The 15404-nt window shown below is 58.9% G+C and carries 17 protein-coding genes, 1 tRNA gene, 2 rRNA genes and 1 pseudogene; 15 read left to right on the forward strand and 6 right to left on the reverse strand.

Going from position 1 to position 15404, the window contains the following annotated elements; all coding sequences use genetic code 11:
* From VIZ63_RS02085 to VIZ63_RS02095, 3 genes are all read left to right on the forward strand, one after another.
* Positions 1 to 342 (forward strand): 23S ribosomal RNA (locus VIZ63_RS02085); the annotation flags it as partial.
* 144 nt (positions 343 to 486) lie between these two features.
* Positions 487 to 602, forward strand: a 5S ribosomal RNA gene (gene rrf, locus VIZ63_RS02090).
* Between the two features lie 6 nt (positions 603 to 608).
* Positions 609 to 887, forward strand: a complete 279-nt coding sequence (locus VIZ63_RS02095; RefSeq protein WP_331607828.1) for a hypothetical protein — start codon at positions 609 to 611, stop codon at positions 885 to 887.
* 767 nt (positions 888 to 1654) lie between these two features.
* Here VIZ63_RS02095 and lexA read toward each other — a convergent pair.
* Positions 1655 to 2890, reverse strand: a complete 1236-nt coding sequence (gene lexA, locus VIZ63_RS02100; RefSeq protein ID WP_331607829.1) for a transcriptional repressor LexA — start codon at positions 2888 to 2890, stop codon at positions 1655 to 1657.
* 160 nt (positions 2891 to 3050) lie between these two features.
* On the opposite strand from lexA, the gene ctlX reads away from it, so the two are divergent.
* From ctlX to VIZ63_RS02135, 7 genes are all read left to right on the forward strand, one after another.
* Positions 3051 to 3953: a citrulline utilization hydrolase CtlX gene (ctlX, locus tag VIZ63_RS02105; protein WP_331607921.1), complete on the forward strand. Its 903-nt coding sequence runs from the start codon at positions 3051 to 3053 to the stop codon at positions 3951 to 3953.
* Positions 3954 to 4012: 59 nt separating this feature from the next.
* Entirely contained in the window at positions 4013 to 4657 is a 645-nt protein-coding gene (gene plsY, locus VIZ63_RS02110; RefSeq protein WP_331607830.1) for a glycerol-3-phosphate 1-O-acyltransferase PlsY, read from the forward strand.
* Between the two features lie 7 nt (positions 4658 to 4664).
* A complete protein-coding gene (locus VIZ63_RS02115; protein ID WP_331607831.1) occupies positions 4665 to 5687 on the forward strand; it encodes a biotin--[acetyl-CoA-carboxylase] ligase in 1023 nt (340 codons plus the stop codon).
* Positions 5684 to 6436, forward strand: coding sequence for a type III pantothenate kinase (locus tag VIZ63_RS02120; RefSeq protein ID WP_331607832.1), 753 nt, complete (start codon positions 5684 to 5686; stop codon positions 6434 to 6436). Before VIZ63_RS02115 ends, VIZ63_RS02120 begins: the two co-directional genes overlap by 4 nt.
* Before the next feature lie 24 nt (positions 6437 to 6460).
* Complete coding sequence (locus VIZ63_RS02125; RefSeq protein WP_331607833.1) at positions 6461 to 6781, forward strand: hypothetical protein; 321 nt, start codon at positions 6461 to 6463, stop codon at positions 6779 to 6781.
* A 22-nt stretch (positions 6782 to 6803) separates the two neighbouring features.
* A complete protein-coding gene (locus tag VIZ63_RS02130; RefSeq protein ID WP_331607834.1) occupies positions 6804 to 7535 on the forward strand; it encodes a hypothetical protein in 732 nt (243 codons plus the stop codon).
* Between the two features lie 95 nt (positions 7536 to 7630).
* Positions 7631 to 7706, forward strand: a tRNA-Thr gene (locus tag VIZ63_RS02135).
* A gap of 305 nt (positions 7707 to 8011) precedes the next feature.
* Here the strand turns inward: VIZ63_RS02135 and VIZ63_RS02140 are convergent.
* Positions 8012 to 8491, reverse strand: a complete 480-nt coding sequence (locus VIZ63_RS02140) for a hypothetical protein (RefSeq protein WP_331607835.1) — start codon at positions 8489 to 8491, stop codon at positions 8012 to 8014.
* Between the two features lie 65 nt (positions 8492 to 8556).
* On the opposite strand from VIZ63_RS02140, the gene VIZ63_RS02145 reads away from it, so the two are divergent.
* From VIZ63_RS02145 to VIZ63_RS02160, 4 genes are all read left to right on the forward strand, one after another.
* Positions 8557 to 9300, forward strand: coding sequence for a hypothetical protein (locus tag VIZ63_RS02145; protein WP_331607836.1), 744 nt, complete (start codon positions 8557 to 8559; stop codon positions 9298 to 9300).
* A 270-nt stretch (positions 9301 to 9570) separates the two neighbouring features.
* Complete coding sequence (locus VIZ63_RS02150) at positions 9571 to 10035, forward strand: hypothetical protein (protein WP_331607837.1); 465 nt, start codon at positions 9571 to 9573, stop codon at positions 10033 to 10035.
* A gap of 70 nt (positions 10036 to 10105) precedes the next feature.
* On the forward strand, positions 10106 to 10681 hold the full coding sequence (locus tag VIZ63_RS02155) for a hypothetical protein (protein ID WP_331607838.1): 576 nt from the start codon (positions 10106 to 10108) through the stop codon (positions 10679 to 10681).
* Between the two features lie 368 nt (positions 10682 to 11049).
* Positions 11050 to 11649 carry a plasmid pRiA4b ORF-3 family protein gene (locus VIZ63_RS02160; RefSeq protein ID WP_331607839.1) on the forward strand — a complete coding sequence of 200 codons (600 nt, stop codon included), beginning with the start codon at positions 11050 to 11052 and terminating at the stop codon, positions 11647 to 11649.
* Positions 11650 to 11930: 281 nt separating this feature from the next.
* On the opposite strand, the gene VIZ63_RS02165 is transcribed toward VIZ63_RS02160, so the two are convergent.
* From VIZ63_RS02165 to VIZ63_RS02175, 4 genes are all read right to left on the reverse strand, one after another.
* Positions 11931 to 12983: a hypothetical protein gene (locus tag VIZ63_RS02165; RefSeq protein ID WP_331607840.1), complete on the reverse strand. Its 1053-nt coding sequence runs from the start codon at positions 12981 to 12983 to the stop codon at positions 11931 to 11933.
* A 188-nt stretch (positions 12984 to 13171) separates the two neighbouring features.
* Positions 13172 to 13279, reverse strand: a complete 108-nt coding sequence (locus VIZ63_RS25320; RefSeq protein ID WP_349261102.1) for a YbhB/YbcL family Raf kinase inhibitor-like protein — start codon at positions 13277 to 13279, stop codon at positions 13172 to 13174.
* A 114-nt stretch (positions 13280 to 13393) separates the two neighbouring features.
* Entirely contained in the window at positions 13394 to 13531 is a 138-nt protein-coding gene (locus VIZ63_RS02170; RefSeq protein WP_331607842.1) for a hypothetical protein, read from the reverse strand.
* Positions 13532 to 13788: 257 nt separating this feature from the next.
* The gene (locus VIZ63_RS02175; protein ID WP_331607843.1) at positions 13789 to 14112 is read right to left on the reverse strand and encodes a hypothetical protein; all 324 of its coding nucleotides are present in this window, start codon (positions 14110 to 14112) and stop codon (positions 13789 to 13791) included.
* A gap of 1010 nt (positions 14113 to 15122) precedes the next feature.
* Here VIZ63_RS02175 and VIZ63_RS25560 point away from each other — a divergent pair.
* Positions 15123 to 15209 (forward strand): annotated as a pseudogene (locus tag VIZ63_RS25560) (VPDSG-CTERM sorting domain-containing protein); the annotation flags it as partial.
* Between the last annotated feature and the right edge of the window lie 195 nt (positions 15210 to 15404).

Raw genomic sequence — 15404 nt, forward strand, 5'->3', positions numbered from 1 at the left:
AAAGTGGTACGCGAGCTGGGTTCAGAACGTCGTGAGACAGTTCGGTCCCTATCTGCCGTGGGCGTTGGAAACTTGAGGGTGAGCTGTCCTTAGTACGAGAGGACCGGGATGGACGTATCTCTGGTGTTCCGGTTGTCACGCTAGTGGCACTGCCGGGTAGCTATATACGGACGGGATAAGCGCTGAAAGCATCTAAGCGCGAAGCCCCCCCCAAGATTAGGTTTCCCTGGGAACTCGATTCCCCTGAAGGGCCGTCGAAGACTACGACGTTGATAGGCTGGGTGTGTACGTGCAGTAATGCATTGAGCTAACCAGTACTAATTGCCCGTGAGGCTTGACCATATAACACCCAATTAGCTTGGGCAGTCGACCAGACTGCTGCAGGTTTGGGCGACTTGGATACTCATGAATGTGACATGAGCGTCAAACAACTTTCGAATTCCCGGAGCGCGTTGAGCGATCAACGTGCACACGTGAGCCAGTTTGCCTGGCGGCAATAGCAAGCGGGAACCACCCGATCCCATTTCGAACTCGGAAGTGAAAACGCTGTGCGCCGATGGTAGTGTGCCCTTCGGGCATGCAAGAGTAGGTCACTGCCAGGCTCTTAAATGACGGAAGCCCTGCTGGATAAAACCAGCAGGGCTTTTTCCGTTTGGGCTAGTCGATTTGATCGCAGTGCAGCGGAGTCGGCGATGAATACACTCGAAAGGCGCCGGATCGTCAGAAGTCATGTGATCGATGTGTCGATCGCAAAAGTCGCAATCAACAAATCGCGTCGCCAGCGGGCGGACGCAGCAAAAAAGCTTCGCAAGGCAATGGCTGCAAGTCATTTCGCCTCTACCATTCAATCCGAAACTGTTTCCTACCCTCGACACGCCACCGGTTGACCGGTTGGCGAGGCCGTGTGATCGCGCTTCTGCGTTGAAGCATGGGTGACTGTTGCTGCGTGACGGATACGAATATCAATTATCGTTTTACTTGGTCCCTTCATGGACTACCTCGGGTGAGCGCGCGTTTGTCGCTGCTCGCTCTTCAATTTCTACGTGTTCTACGTGCCGCTGCAATTCAATACAGCGGCCAGCGACCCTAGTATCGAATAGGGCTGCAGTCGTCTCCGGTCGATCTTACTGTGAGGTTCCCAGTTCACTTTGCGAACGGACATTTAGCGAATGTTCTGGTGGTCATAACATCGCGTCACGTGTGGCGTGAATGATGAACGCCGAGCGATGCCGAACGAAGATGCAATCGTTCGTTGCATTTCCTTGAGGCCGCGGCCCCCTGCACCAGCTCTCACTGCTATTGGACACCGGCATGGCCGATGCGATCTGTCGCCCAGACTGGATACGCGATCGAAATTCGCGGTGCATCGTGTCAGCCGCATGGCCTTCAAGTGATTTTGTACCCACCTCGAGACGTCATACGGGAACTCGATGTAGTCCCCAAGGCTCAGCAGCGACACATACATGCGGTTGCGATCGAGGGCCGTGCCATAGAGTTCGTATTCGCTCCGCAGTTCCTGAGCCAAGGCTGCTAGCTGCGTACCGGCGTCGTCTGGCAGCAGGACGGCAAGAAAGAGGCGATACCTTGGTAGGCTAGGCTGCGGCGTCGAGCGATCCATTCCAGGTAATGGGAATTGCAGCATGGCTGCGACCGTTCAATGAAAGTCTCGCGAATTGCGAGGCAGCGACCTGACCCAGTGTGAGAAGTCATGCACACGTTGCGCGACGACGTGAACCACGCCTTCCTGGCTCTGCAGCTCTCCTTCGACGATCATCAGTTTCGTTTGCAGGATCCGGTGTCGGTGCGCCTCGAAGACAGTGGGCCAGAAGATGATGTTGTTGATGCCGATTTCATCTTCCAAGGAAGCGAAGACCACACCGTTAGCGGTTTGCGGGTGCTGCAAATGAGTGACGAGCCCGCCGACGGTGACTGTCCTGCCAGATCTGATGGCGTTCAGTTCCTGCCGGCTCGATAGCCCAAGTCTGCGCAGGTTCGAGCGCATCAGTGCCAGCGGATGTCGGCCGCTGCTGAAGCCGAGCTGCTGATAATCACGCTGAATTTCTTCCCATTCGCTCGGTACGGGCAGATGGATCGACTCCACCGGCGCGGGTAGCGCTTCGAGTATGCCGGGGAGGCGTTCGATTCCGAGTGCATCCCAGAAGGCGACGTTACCGTGGTCGGAAAGACTGCGAAATGCACCGCCGTTGGCCAACACCCTGATGGGGCGCTTTGGAATCAGCGCACGCGCAGAGAAATCCTCAATCGAGATGAATGGCCGCGATAGTCTGGCGGTGATGATTTTAGCTGCCTCCGTTTCACTCAGGTCGATTTCTATCGGCTGATACGCGGCATTCGCTGGCTCCAGGAGCACGCGCTGGCCGAGTCGCCGGTAATACTTCACGGTGGCTTCCTCGCCGATGCGCGCGACGACGATCTGTCCGTCGTGCACCTCGGTGGTCTGATGCACCGCCAACAGATCGCGATCGAGAATGTCTGCGTCCTTCATGCTGTCGCTGCGCACCCGCAGCAGAAAATGCGCGCGTGGGCGAAACAGCGCAGGTTCGATCCGAATGCGGTCTTCAATGTTGCCGGTCGCGAGGATGGGCGATCCGGCGGCGATCCGCCCGAGCAGGGGCAGGCCATCCGCCTGGACTGCGCGTGTGTGAAGGCCGGATTGGGTGCCGGGAAGCCTGATGCCTCGCGAAATGCCTGGAGTCAGCTCGATCGCTTCTTTGGCGGCCAGTGCCCGCAGGTGCTGATCGATTCCCTGGCGATTCTTCAACCCCAGTCCGGCGGCAATTTCCCCACGGGTAGGCGGCAGTCCATGCGTACCCATGAACTTCTGAATAAAAGCCAGTACTTCCAATTGCTTGGAGGTGAGAGAGGGCATGGGGGAATACCATACAGATGTCTGGTCGCGACTGTAGGAGCCTTAGCCGGGTCAGGCAAGCACGGTTTTGTTGACAGCGGCAGATCAGGACGCATCCTGCACACCCCGATTTGAATTCTCCCTACCGATGTCAGAGCTTCAGACCGCTTCCCACGTCCTCATGATCCGGCCAGCGCGCTTTGCCGGGAATGTGCAAACGGCTGCTTCGAACCGCTTTCAGCGGCTCGACGACGCTTTGCTAATGGACGCCTCTCAGGCCGCGGCACTGCCGGAATTCGATGAACTCGCGCAGGCCCTGCGAAGCGCTGGCGTCAATGTGCATGTCGTCGAAGACACGCCTGAGCCGCACACGCCTGATTCCATTTTTCCCAACAATTGGGTGAGCTTCCACGCCGATGGAACGGTGGTGCTCTATCCGATGATGGCGCCGAACCGGCGTCTCGAACGTCGACTCGACATCATCGAGACACTGGATCGACAGCACGGCTTCCATGTGGCGCGCACGGTCGATCTGGCGCATCGGGAAGCGGAGGATAAATTCCTGGAAGGCACGGGCAGCCTGGTGCTCGATCGTGTCAATCGCATTGCCTATGCCTGTCTTTCGCCGCGTACGGACATGGACGTGCTGGGTGAGTTCTCGCAGCGGCTCGACTACGACATCGTTGCATTCGAGGCGTTCGATGCCGCAGGCGCTCCCATCTATCACACCAACGTGCTCATGTCGGTTGGCAGTCGTTCTGTGGCCATCTGCGCTGCGTGCATCGAAGCCCCGCGCCGTGCGGCAGTGCTCGATCTGCTGCGAGCCAGTGGCCGCAGCATCGTCGATCTGACCCTGGATCAGATGCAGAATTTTGCCGGCAACATGCTCGAGCTTCGTTCCCAGGGCGGGGAGCCGGTCATCGCGATGTCGCAGAGTGCCCTCAGTTCGCTGGATGCCGCGCAGATCGAGACCCTGACTGCGCACGGCGAACGAATCGTCAGCGTACCGATTCCGACCATCGAACGACTCGGCGGGGGCAGCGTACGTTGCATGATTGCTGAAGTGCATCTGCCGCAGAAGTGATGGATTGATCGCCTGCACGATCGCTCGATCACATCATCCTCATCGCATACAATTTCCCCATGCTTGAACTCGGCGTCAAAACGCTCATCGCCTACTTGCTGGGCGCGCTCATCGGCAGCCTGATCGTCGGTCAACTGCGCGGCGGAATCGACATTCGCACGCTGGGCAGTGGTAATGCCGGTGGCACGAATGCGCTGCGTACACAGGGATACGCCTTCGCGTTCTGGGTCATGGTGATCGACATCGGCAAGGGCTGGGTCGCGACAGCGCTGCTGCCTGCCATGAATATTCCCGTCGTCGGCATCGACCCTGCGGTGAGTCGCGATTGGCTTGCGGTCGCCTGTGCGTCGGCGGTCGTCATGGGGCATGTCTATCCCGTCTGGTACGGGTTTCGCGGCGGCAAGGGTGCGGCCACGTTGGTGGGCGTGCTTGCCGGTCTGCAGCCGGTTGCGTTGGTGCCAACGCTGCTGGTCTGGCTGGTTACAGTGATGTTCACCGGGTTCGTGGGATTGGCCACGCTGCTGGCCGTCGCGTCGTTCCCCGTTTATCTGCTGTTGTCCGAATCGAACCCGCCTGCCGCATACCTGACGTTCGGCTGCGCAATGCTGGTTTTCGTCTGCTACACGCATCGTTCGAACATCGATCGTATGTGGCGGGGTTCGGAGAATCGCGTTCGCAAGCTCTGGTTGTTCCGCCCTCGTTAAATCCACGATGCCGCTACCGCGCCGTTCCCAGGCATTGACCCGTCGTTTGCGACTGCTCTCGTTGCTGTCCGACGGCGAATTCCGCTCCGGTGAAAAGCTGGCAAAACGCCTGCGCGTATCGCGCGGTGGCGTGTGGAAGCTCATTCATACGTTGCAGGACCTGGGCATCGAGATCGAATCGGTCGCGCGACAAGGTTACAGGTTGCCGCGCCCGGTCGACCTGCTCGAACGCGAAGCGCTGCTGCAAGCGATATCACCGGAAAGTCGCGCGGTGCTCGACAATGCCGAAGTGATGCTGACGGTCGATTCGACCAACCGGCATATCTACGACACGATCAGCCTTTCGCCGGGGCGCGCCCACGTCTGTATTGCCGAAATCCAGACGGCGGGTCGGGGCCGTCGCGGCCGTACCTGGATGTCGCCTTTCGGCTGCGGCATTTCCATGTCGGTGGGTTGGCAGTTTCACGAAGCTCCGCCGACATTCTCCGCCCTGAGTCTTGCGATAGGCGTGGCCGTGGTCAAAGCGCTGCGTCGCTTCGGCGCCAGCGACGTCGGACTCAAATGGCCGAACGATCTGATCTGGAAGAACCGCAAGCTCGGCGGCGTGCTCATCGAAATGCGCGGCGAGACCGGCGGCCCATCCACGGTGGTCATCGGCATGGGACTGAACATGCGTATGCCGGCGACGGTACGCCTCGCGCTGGCCGAACAGCAGGCCGCGCTCATCACCGATGTTCACGAGATTCTTGGCAATCAGACGCCGAGCCGCAGCGCACTCGCCGGTGCGATCGCGGATGAAGTCATTGGCATGCTGCAGATCTTCGCAACGCAAGGCTTCGAACCGTTTGTCGACGAGTGGCGCAGGCTCGACACGCTGGCGCATGCATCCGTCAAAGTGATCAACGGTATGGAAACCATCACCGGTATCGCCAGCGGTGTCGAAGTCGACGGCGCCTTGCTCGTCGATGTGAACGGCGAGTTGCGGCGCTTCGTGTCGGGTGAAGTGAGTCTGCGCGCGGTGGCGCGATGATCCTGCTTTTCGATATCGGCAACACGCGCATCAAATGGGCCACGCTGGATGAGCGTGGACTGGCTTCTCAGAGCGCAGGCATTCATGGCGATTGGGACGCGCCCACATTCATTCGCGAAACCGTCGCGGAGTTGCCGCGCCCCGATCGCGTGCTGGTCTCCAACGTTGGCGGTCAGCGCATCGGCGACCTGCTGCGCGAGTGCATTGCAGAGCGCTGGAATCTCGATGTGGAGTTCGTCGCATCGTCCGCCGCTGCCTGTGGTGTGCGCAACGCCTACCCGGTGCCAGCGAACCTTGGTGTCGATCGCTGGCTTGGTGTGATTGCAGCGCATGCGCGGCAGCAGCGACTTACCTGCGTCGTCGGCGTCGGCACCGCCATGACGATCGACGGCGTCGATGCATCGGGTCAGCATCTGGGCGGCGTCATCGTGCCCGGCCCGGACCTCATGGTCGGTAGCCTGTTGCGGAATACGAGTGAGATCGCGCGGCGTGCGGAGCATGGCGTTCGCGGCGACGCTCTGTTCGCCGACAACACACTGGGTGCCATCCACCAGGGAGCAGCACATGCGTTGGCTGCACTCGTGGAGCACTCAATGAATACGTTGCAGCGCCAGTACGGCGCGCAACCGTCGCTGTTGTTGACCGGTGGCGCGGCTCCCATCATCGAACGACTGATTGACGTGTCATTCGAGTCCATTCCCGATCTGGTTCTGCGCGGCCTGGCTCGCTACGCCTCAGCGCTGGAATAGGCGAGGCAGGATCGGGCCTCGTGTATGATCGCGGCAGCGAAAATCGCAGAAGAGGGAATCGGCGTGCCGGGAATGCTCTCCAGAACCTTGGCGATTGCCACGTTCGCGCTGTGGTTCGGCGTTGCAGGCGCAGCCGATGTCGCCGCTGGAAAAACCGCGGCGAATGCCAAGTGTGTCCAGTGCCATGAAGCGGATGACTGGGAAGGTGAAAGTACAGCCTCCCTCGAAAGCCTCATTCGCGACATAGTCGCCGGCAAAGTGAAGCACAAGAACAAGCTGGACCTGATCCCCAGCGAGATTGCCGATATCGCGGCCTATTGGGGTAACAGCGGCAAGACACGCTGAGTTTTTTTGTCGCAGTCGTCACATGCGAACCTTCTGTCTCGTCATGATCCTCGCCAATGCGCTGTTCCTCAGCTGGTCCCAGCTGATCGATGTGCATGTGAGCGATCTGGAACGCAAGCCGATAGCGAACGTCGCGCCACCGCCGCGCATCGTGCTCGCGCAGGAAGTAACGAGTCCGCCTGAACCTGCGGTGATCAATCGGGTACAACCGCCGCGCGTCGCGCCGCTGGGTTCCAGTACACCGCCCTCTGAACGAACGGCTGTCGCGGATCGACTTGCCTGCACGAGTGTGGGCCCATTCCAGGATCTGGCCGATGCGGCGCATGCGCAGGCTGCCCTCCAGGGGGTGGGATTCGAATCGCGCCAACGCCTCGAGCAGGGCGAACTCTGGGTAGGCTACTGGGTCAGTGTGCAGAACTTCGAATCGCGCGCGGCGGCTGAGAGTGCACTCAAGTCACTACTCGACAGCGGCGTCACCGATGTGTATCTCATGCCCGGTTCAGAGCCCACCAGCGTACTGTCACTCGGCGTATTTTCCGATTACCAGCGCGCACAGCGCCGGGCCGAGGAAATCCGCGTGCTGGGCCTGGAGCCACGTATCGACGACCGCAAGCGCGCCGGCGCTGTTTACTGGATCGATGCCGACCTCCAGGAACCCGGGCAGGCCATCGATACCAGCATTTTCCAGACAGACCCCGGGAAGATCACCCGGCTCGAACTGCGCGCCTGCCCCCAGGAATCGGGGAATGGCTGAGCGCTGAGCTCATAAACCCACAGTCTCGGGGTGATTCGCAACGCCCCAGCAGCTACAATTGCGCCCGCCCGGCATCCACCCGGGCTTCTCAAGGCGCCGGCTTAGCACAGTTGGTAGTGCACCTGATTTGTAATCAGGGGGTCGCGGGTTCGAATCCTGCAGCCGGCACCATTCCCTCTCATCAAAATCAGTTATTTGGCGCTCGTCGCATGCCTCCACCATAAGGTGACTGTTGGGGAATTGTGGGACTTTACGCTGCACGCCTTTTCCGCAGCCGCGATCAGATTGCCGACCTCCGCAGCAGAGTAGTGCGTCGCGATGCGATTGCTCTTGTGGGCCGAGCAAGTCCTGTCAATCCTCGAAGGACACGCCCGCTGCACGAAGTCGGCGAACGAACGTGCACTGCGTCCGTCTGCAGGAGTGATCACACAGTCGTTGCTGGGGGGGAAGGTGACCATACCGATACACGAGGTCATTCAGACTTCCCGTTCGTCTAATCCACGTTGTTTGAAAAGTTCGGGCGCTGCGGTTGCGATGCCTACTTGGTTCTCAAGTGACATCACCGGTCGGACTCGAGCAAATGCGAAATCTTCAACGACTTTGCGGCCTTCCGGCGAAAGTTGATTTGAGGACTGCGCGCGGTATCTTCCTTCGGCCTGCGATTGGTGCTCTTGGTGAAACGACTCGAACGCGTTGGCAATCTCAAGACCGCTCAGGCCTTCTGCTCGCGAAAGTATTCGATGATATTTGACCTCGCGAAGCGATTCGTCTGAGGCAATCGCTTGCTGGTGGCGATCTGCATACTGGGACAACATTCGCTCGTCATTCTCCGAGAGAAAATTGCGAATCTCCATATACGTTTGCTCACTATGGAGCGAGCAATGAACAGCGTCAGAAGCATCGAAGCGGATCTCTTTCGGTGAAAGCCCGTCTTGAAAAAAAAGAGTTTCGGGCACTTACCATCGGGCGAAACGTTCAATACCAATAGGCGCTTCAGGGTAACAAAGGGAGTTGTGTTGCAATGAAAACCCGTCGTGCATGTGCTTCGGTAGGCGTTCTGGCCTTCCTCGCCGCGACGTCTGCGGTCTTTGCGGTTGACACGCCAACGCAGAAGCAAATCGAAGACGCAATCAACGCCAGCGTTACATTCGTCGATGGTGAGGTGAATCCGGAACTGGTGCCAGAACATATTCGCTGCAAGCATTTCTTCAGTGCTTATGGAGACAAGGGCACAGGGTTCCAGGCTCAACGGGCGGGGGTCTTAACGGCTGACGAGCAGTCGATCATGCTAAGCCACAGCAGCCGAGCCCAGGAGGATTGGCAGATCGAAATCGATCTACATCGGCAGGCATGGATGGAGATCGCAAGCCACGCAGATGGCAAGTCGGGCTTGCAGCTGGCGATCGAGATCAAAGAGGCATCCGATGAGAGTGAGGCTCGGCAGCTCGAACGGTGCAGCGCGCCCCTTCAGCGTTTGTCCCCGGCAGCTCAAAGAGCTGTGCGGGATTTTGCATACGCGAAGATCCGACCGCAGGTGTTGTCGGACAACCCCGTCGTTGTCGCAACTGCTCTGCCGGATTACTACAAGATGACACTTGCCGTGATGCTGGAGTATGAACGGACCGGCAAGTTGCCGCCCGTCATCGGTGCGCCGGAATCGCAGAGCGAGGCCGGCGCGCGGACCACGAGTCGCAGGCCCGCTAAGCGTTCAAACGAGATTCAAACCACTACCTCAAGAAAGCTTGGCATGTCGCCAACTCCGTAAGATTTCGACATCTCGGTGCCGGGCCGCGGATTCGTGGATTTGATTCGAGCGGGAAGTGAGGGTGCTACGCGTTTCGGGCTGGCAATCTTTTTGACGACAAGAATCAGCGGCTTAGCACGGCCGCGTCCCCGAAACGTGCCTAAGCTCGGTGGGGCCTAGGCCGCTTGTTGCTCTCTCATGAGCCTCGTCACGGGAGAAAGCTCCTCTTCTTGGCCGTGGTCCAATCATGGTCCATTCATGGTATGGTCCGTTCGGAACGGGAGAGCGGTAATGATCACAGCAGCCAGAATGCTAAATGAACGTCGGTCGCAGTTCGCCCCCCATATCGCAAGCGACGTGCTGGGCCTCTGGCGCGCGGACGAGCCAGACTACAAAAAGATCGCGGACCTGGTTCAGCTCTCGAAGAAGGATCTCAGCAAACTGGGAGGCGTCTCTCTCGCCTCAGTACGTTTCGACCAAGACATTCCGCAGGCGGTCGCTGAACGCCTGCGTGAGATCGCGAACATTGCCAACCTCGTTGGCGAGTTCTTCGAGGGTGACGTGCACAAAGTCGGCTTATGGTTCGAGCTCGCAAATCCGCAGCTTGGTGGAATCTCGCCGCGCACGATGATTCGCGCCGGACGCTATAAGCGACTGCTGAACTTCGTGCTCGAAGCGCGTGAGGCAGAGCATACCGCCGCCGAGGCGAAGGCCGAGGCTCAGCGAGAAGTAGCATCCCGACCTGTGACTGCCTAGTCGGTGTTGCTTGGCGCGTAAGAAGACCCCTCGCAAGCGATCAGAGTCACCGACCCGCCGCACATCGGCGGTGCTCGATCAGTTCTCCGCCGCCGATGTCGACCGCTGGGATCAGTTGTCGCTGGCGGAGCAGGCATTTCACGATCGAGTTTATTATGACCTGGAGCGTCAGCGCGCCGCGCATCATGACGCGCTCTGCCGGGCATTGCGCGATATCGATCCAGGGAGCATCCAGCTCGACCCGCCGTGGTGTCGTGTCACGGACTGGACGTGGAATCTCACACCGCTGTCGCCGGCCGGCAGCCTCTTCGGCATTGGCGGACGCTTCAACATCGGTCGACAGCTGGATCGCGCACGCGGGCGAGCGTTTCCGTGTCTATACATCGCTCAAGACGAGGCGACGGCGCGGGCTGAAAAGTTCGGCAAAACGAGCAACGGTTCCGATCGCATACTATCTACCCATGATTTCGCATTGCGTCGGGCCGACGCATTCGTGACCTTCCCGCTGGAGGGGCGAGTCGATCTGGTGCTTGATTGCGAGACCCGAAACCGCTCAAGAAGTTCGTCGACATCGTTAGGCGGTTTCAGCTTTCGCTGGACACGATTAAGTTTGGCAAGTCGGCAGGATTCCCGGCGCGCCTGCTGATCACTACCATGCGTGAACTGCACAAGCGCTTGCTCGCGGCGCCGTCTGCATGGCGCGCCGAGCCATCCAGTTTCGGCATTCCCGCACCGAACCAAATATTCGGCTATTTGGCGAAGGAGGCGGGCTTTGAAGCGCTGCTATACCCCTCGCAACAAGGTGGACGTCTGTGTCTCGCGGTACTCTGCAGGCGCGAGCACGAGCTCATTGATACGCGTGCGCGGTCGTCCACCAGTTGGTGCGACACATCTGGTTCCAGACCGTCACGATCTTTGTCTGTAACGCGTTACCCGAGTGCACTCACGAGTGTTGTGTGTCTGCCTCTTGACGCAGAATCGCTGCATTTTTTGGTCTTGTAGAGATTTAACGTCATGCCTTCGCCGCCGAAATCATCTCCTGTGGCTTTGCGAATCGAACTGCTGAGCATCGAGCCGCTTATCTGGCGGCGCATCGTCGTTTCCAATCAGTGGACGTTCGCCGCGCTTCACAACTACTTGCAATGGATCATGGGTTGGCAAGACTCGCATGCCCACGAGTTTCGCGTCGGCGAGGGCTGCATAGCGCCAGACTGGTTGATACAGGAGGTCGGACAAGACCGCGACCTAAAGACCTATAAGGACGAGCGCCGTACCTCCATTGCGGCCATCGTGCGCGAGCTCGGCATCGGGGGTGAGTTCGCGTATGACTACGACATGGGCGACGGCTGGGAACATCGTATTGTCATCGAGCCGGCGCCTGCGAGATGGGTTGATCTCGAGCTGCGTACACCGCTTTGCGTGGCGGGCGAGAATGCGTGCCCGCCGGAGGATGTTGGTGGCCCGCATGGTTATCAGCGCTTCCTCGAATGCCTCGCCGATGTATCCAACGAGGAGCACGCCGACATGCTGCGATGGGCTGGTGGCGTGTTCGATCCGAAGGGCTTCGACCTCAATCGACTGAATCGCGATTGGCGACCTGGGCGACGCAGATAGAAGCAGCGCGCTATTCCGAAAAGTGGCGCGTGTCCAATGCCGGGCCGGGAAAACGGGATAACGCAGTACTGATCGTTCAGCGAATTACAGGTTTTTCCCGGTTTCCCGGCCCGGCACCGCGCATGAAACTGCTTGCGTATAGCGGGACGCCAATGTACGCGACGCGTATCGTCAATCGGCTGCGCAAAGCGTGAGACAGTCACGAGTCGGTGAGGCCGTTGGATGGTGGATGCTCGCGACCGGATCGTCGCAAGGGCGTCGCTCGTATGTAGTCAATCCAGTCAATCGTCGCGCTGACTGCCGGCCAGTGCTGCTGCCACACACGCGATGAATGCACCTATCAGCATCGACAGGGCGGTGATGATGGACGCTGCAGAGGCAGACTTGCGCGCAGCATCGGCGAGTTCTTGCGCCTTCACTTTGGCCGCTCGCATCTGTTCGATGACGGTGTCGAGTCGTTGATTGGCATCTTGCTGCGAGATTCCGGTCCTGGTAGAAATAAGATCGGCGAGGTAGGCGCGGTCCGCAGAATCAATTTCGTCTTCGCCGATGGCTTTCGTCAGTATGCGCAAGGACTCTTCGCGAACATCGGTATCCGTCGCAGTCGGCGGTGAGGACCTGAACAACGAATCGATCTCATACCCACTGTTGGACATCGCGGCAGACGCGGCTGTTTCGGCAACGCCACCGGCAACCGTGGAGACTGTTTTTGCCGTACCGGTCACCGCAGCGGTGGCTACGAGAGCGACGATGATCGAGGTCACCAGGGTGGCCACCGCCCAAGCGGCGAGCCCATGCGCGGTGTCGCGGAAGGATACTTCGTAGGTATGGATTCCCGCCCACTTCGTGCGCAGGCGACCCGTCAGATAACCTCCTATCCCGGAGGAAAACCACTGCATGAGGATCAGCCAGATCGCGCTCATCACCGTAAAGGTCATAGCGGACGGTCCATCGTTGTGCCACGGCGATATGGACGCAAATCCCAGCCCGGTGCCCAGTGCGAGCAGCACGAGAGAAACAGCGACCGCAGCCACCGCGCCGACGAGGATCGCGCCCCACGAGACTGCAGATACGGGGGATTCATTTGCTGCGATCGATGCCGCAGGCAGGATCGCTTCAGGACGAGCAGCCATAGAGCGTTCCCTCAATGCCAGAAGAGCAACAGAAGCAGGATTATCGGAATCGGAATTCCAAGGAGCCAGAGCAAGATTCCGCGACCCATGACCGTACCCTCGATAAGTGCCAGCAATGGAGTGCTGAGGGAATGCACGGATGTGTTTTAAGTTCCGGCAGTTCCGCTGCTGTGCCTTTCCGCATCTGGTTGAGAGGTCCACAAAGACTGAGAGGGTGCGTATGCAGCAATCAGTGCGTCGAGAGCGCTGTGGTTCGCGACGTTGTCAGTGGGCAAGAATTGCTTTCATGACCGCTCGCTAGCGCCGTTCGTAGGTGCCGATATGTAAGCCTTTCGCGAGCAGGTGTCCGCGCATTGCCTCGGCCAAGGCCTTTCTGCCGGCGCCCTCGTTCAGCTCAAGTGGAGTATCCAGCGAAAGATCTGAAAGACATACCGATGTGCGCCATGTCCAGGCGGTGGGTCGGGCGCTGGATAATGGGTCCGCCTCTCTCGACGCAAGGCACACCACGCCCGCGCCTATAACTATGGGATTGGTCGGAGTGAAGGGATTTGCAACGTTCCTGCGATCCCAATCCGCGTCCGTGTGCGGTGAGGATGGCCCGTTCGGGCCGGTTAGGTCTTCGTCAGTAACGCCGAAAGAAAAGCAGCGAACGGCTTGATGTCCTGCCCTGCGCTTGCAGCCTCGAGTGCTGCCATGTAGTCAGCGCGGCGCTCGACCGGAATCATCAGATTCTTGAGAAAGCGGCCCATGCGGCCGTTTCCATCGAAGTAGGGATGAGAAGTAGGGATGAATGTAGACGAATATAAAATGACCGAGGACAACGCGAGCAGCCGGTTCCTTTTCCTCTGCGAGCTGTTCAAAGAATGCGGGCATGAGATCGCGCACTGCCTCTTTGCTCGGTGGAACGTGCATTGAGCGGCGTATGTACACGGGTCCATTTCGATAGCCTGCGAGGTCGCTAGGCCTGAGGATGTCGGCCGTAATGCTTGGCCCGGCCCTCGCGATATCACACCGCGTGATCTTCATCAGCAATCTTGCCGGCGTTCTTGCCCCGCAGGACTCTTTCGACACTGTCCTTGACCGTTTGGAACGCCTGCCAGTAACCGCGAGCCGCTAGCGCGTCGCGATGATCGCGATCACCCTTGATCGAGTCTGGATTCCAGTTGCCGAGCGAACGCGCTCGATCAACTGGGCGCTCACTTTGTAACCTTTGATCGAGAGAGAGTTGTGCGCGTCCGACGTAGATCTCGTCGATTCGCTTAAGGCATCCGCTGATATCGCCCGCGAGGCCAGGCGGCGGAGGGAAGATCTTCAGAATGTCCTCGCGCATGGTCATCCAGCTCAGTCGGAGCCGATTGATGCAACGGAGATGTTTCGTGTGCGCCGAATTGAATAGGAGAGGCTGCTTCGAACGGAGTGCTTTCTTGAACGGAATAGCCCGCAGCTTTCATCGTTGCGACAATGTTGTGCGCGATTTGGCCGCGGCCGATGTTTCGATATGCTCCGGCGAATCGTCCTGCCACTTTGCTATGACCACCTTCGGGCAGTCGATTGAGGGCGTCGGACGCATCGCGGATCATTGCCAACGCAGCAGGCAACGAGAACGCATGTACACTGAATTGCGAAGTTGCGCATGCTGTTAGCACAGCCGGAAGCGTATAGATTCGCCAGCCCTGGCGAACTTCAATGTCGTTTGCAGATGGGAGTTGCAGTTGAACATCGAAGATCGACGTGTCGTAGAGCAAGTTGACTGGCTTGTTCCCGCCGCGCGGCGAGCGAACAAGCAATTGCTTTGGAACCGAGTCACCGGTGTGAAGACTGATCCATGGCTCCGGCTTGGGCACCAGTCGTTTCCAAAGAGCTCGTTCAAATAGGCTGCCGCGAAGTCCCAGAACGATGCGTACCAGGAAGTGCTCTCGCCCTCGGGCTCGTTGGGGCGACTGGGGCATACCATCCCTTCATCACCTCACGAATGAAACGCTCGCGATGCGTGCGCGAAAGCTTGCCCGGGCGGATTACGATTCGTCCGTCATCCTGCGGTGCCTTTAAGGCAGTGAGCCTGAGGATGTCGACAGTCTTTACATATTCCCTTCCGTTCGCACGACAGTTTGCCACTGAAGAATCTTGGCTCAATAAAATCAGTATCTTGCAAAGAGTGGCGTGATTGTTGCTTCGGTAAAGAGGTATAGACCGGTTTAGCTACATATCGAGCATTGAACTATGAATCTCTTGACCCGATCGATCTGCGGTACTGGATTGGCAGTGATGCTGTGTTCCGCTGCTTTTGCCCAGAATCAGAATGGCTGCGGTCCCTCGGGCAATACGCCGAAGAAGTGCCAGCCAGTGTCAGTGCCTGAGCCTTCGACGCTGGCGCTCTTGGGCATCGGCGTGTTGGGCGTCATGGTTGCCCGCCGTCGAAAGAAATAAGTCTCAGCTTCAAGGGATGCGGCTGGCGGCTCGGGGCTCCTGTCCTTTTGAGGGGCCATCTTGAAGCCTCCTCTTTCAAGTCATGTAAAAGGGGAGGGTCACCTACTCAGTCAATGAAAATCCAGCGACTGCACTTGTAACTGGCCCAGGCAGTTGCTGCGGTTGTAGAGCGCCTTCGCAATGAGATGCAGTACG

This window comes from Povalibacter sp., from assembly GCF_036520495.1.
In the GTDB taxonomy this organism is placed as follows: domain Bacteria; phylum Pseudomonadota; class Gammaproteobacteria; order Steroidobacterales; family Steroidobacteraceae; genus Steroidobacter.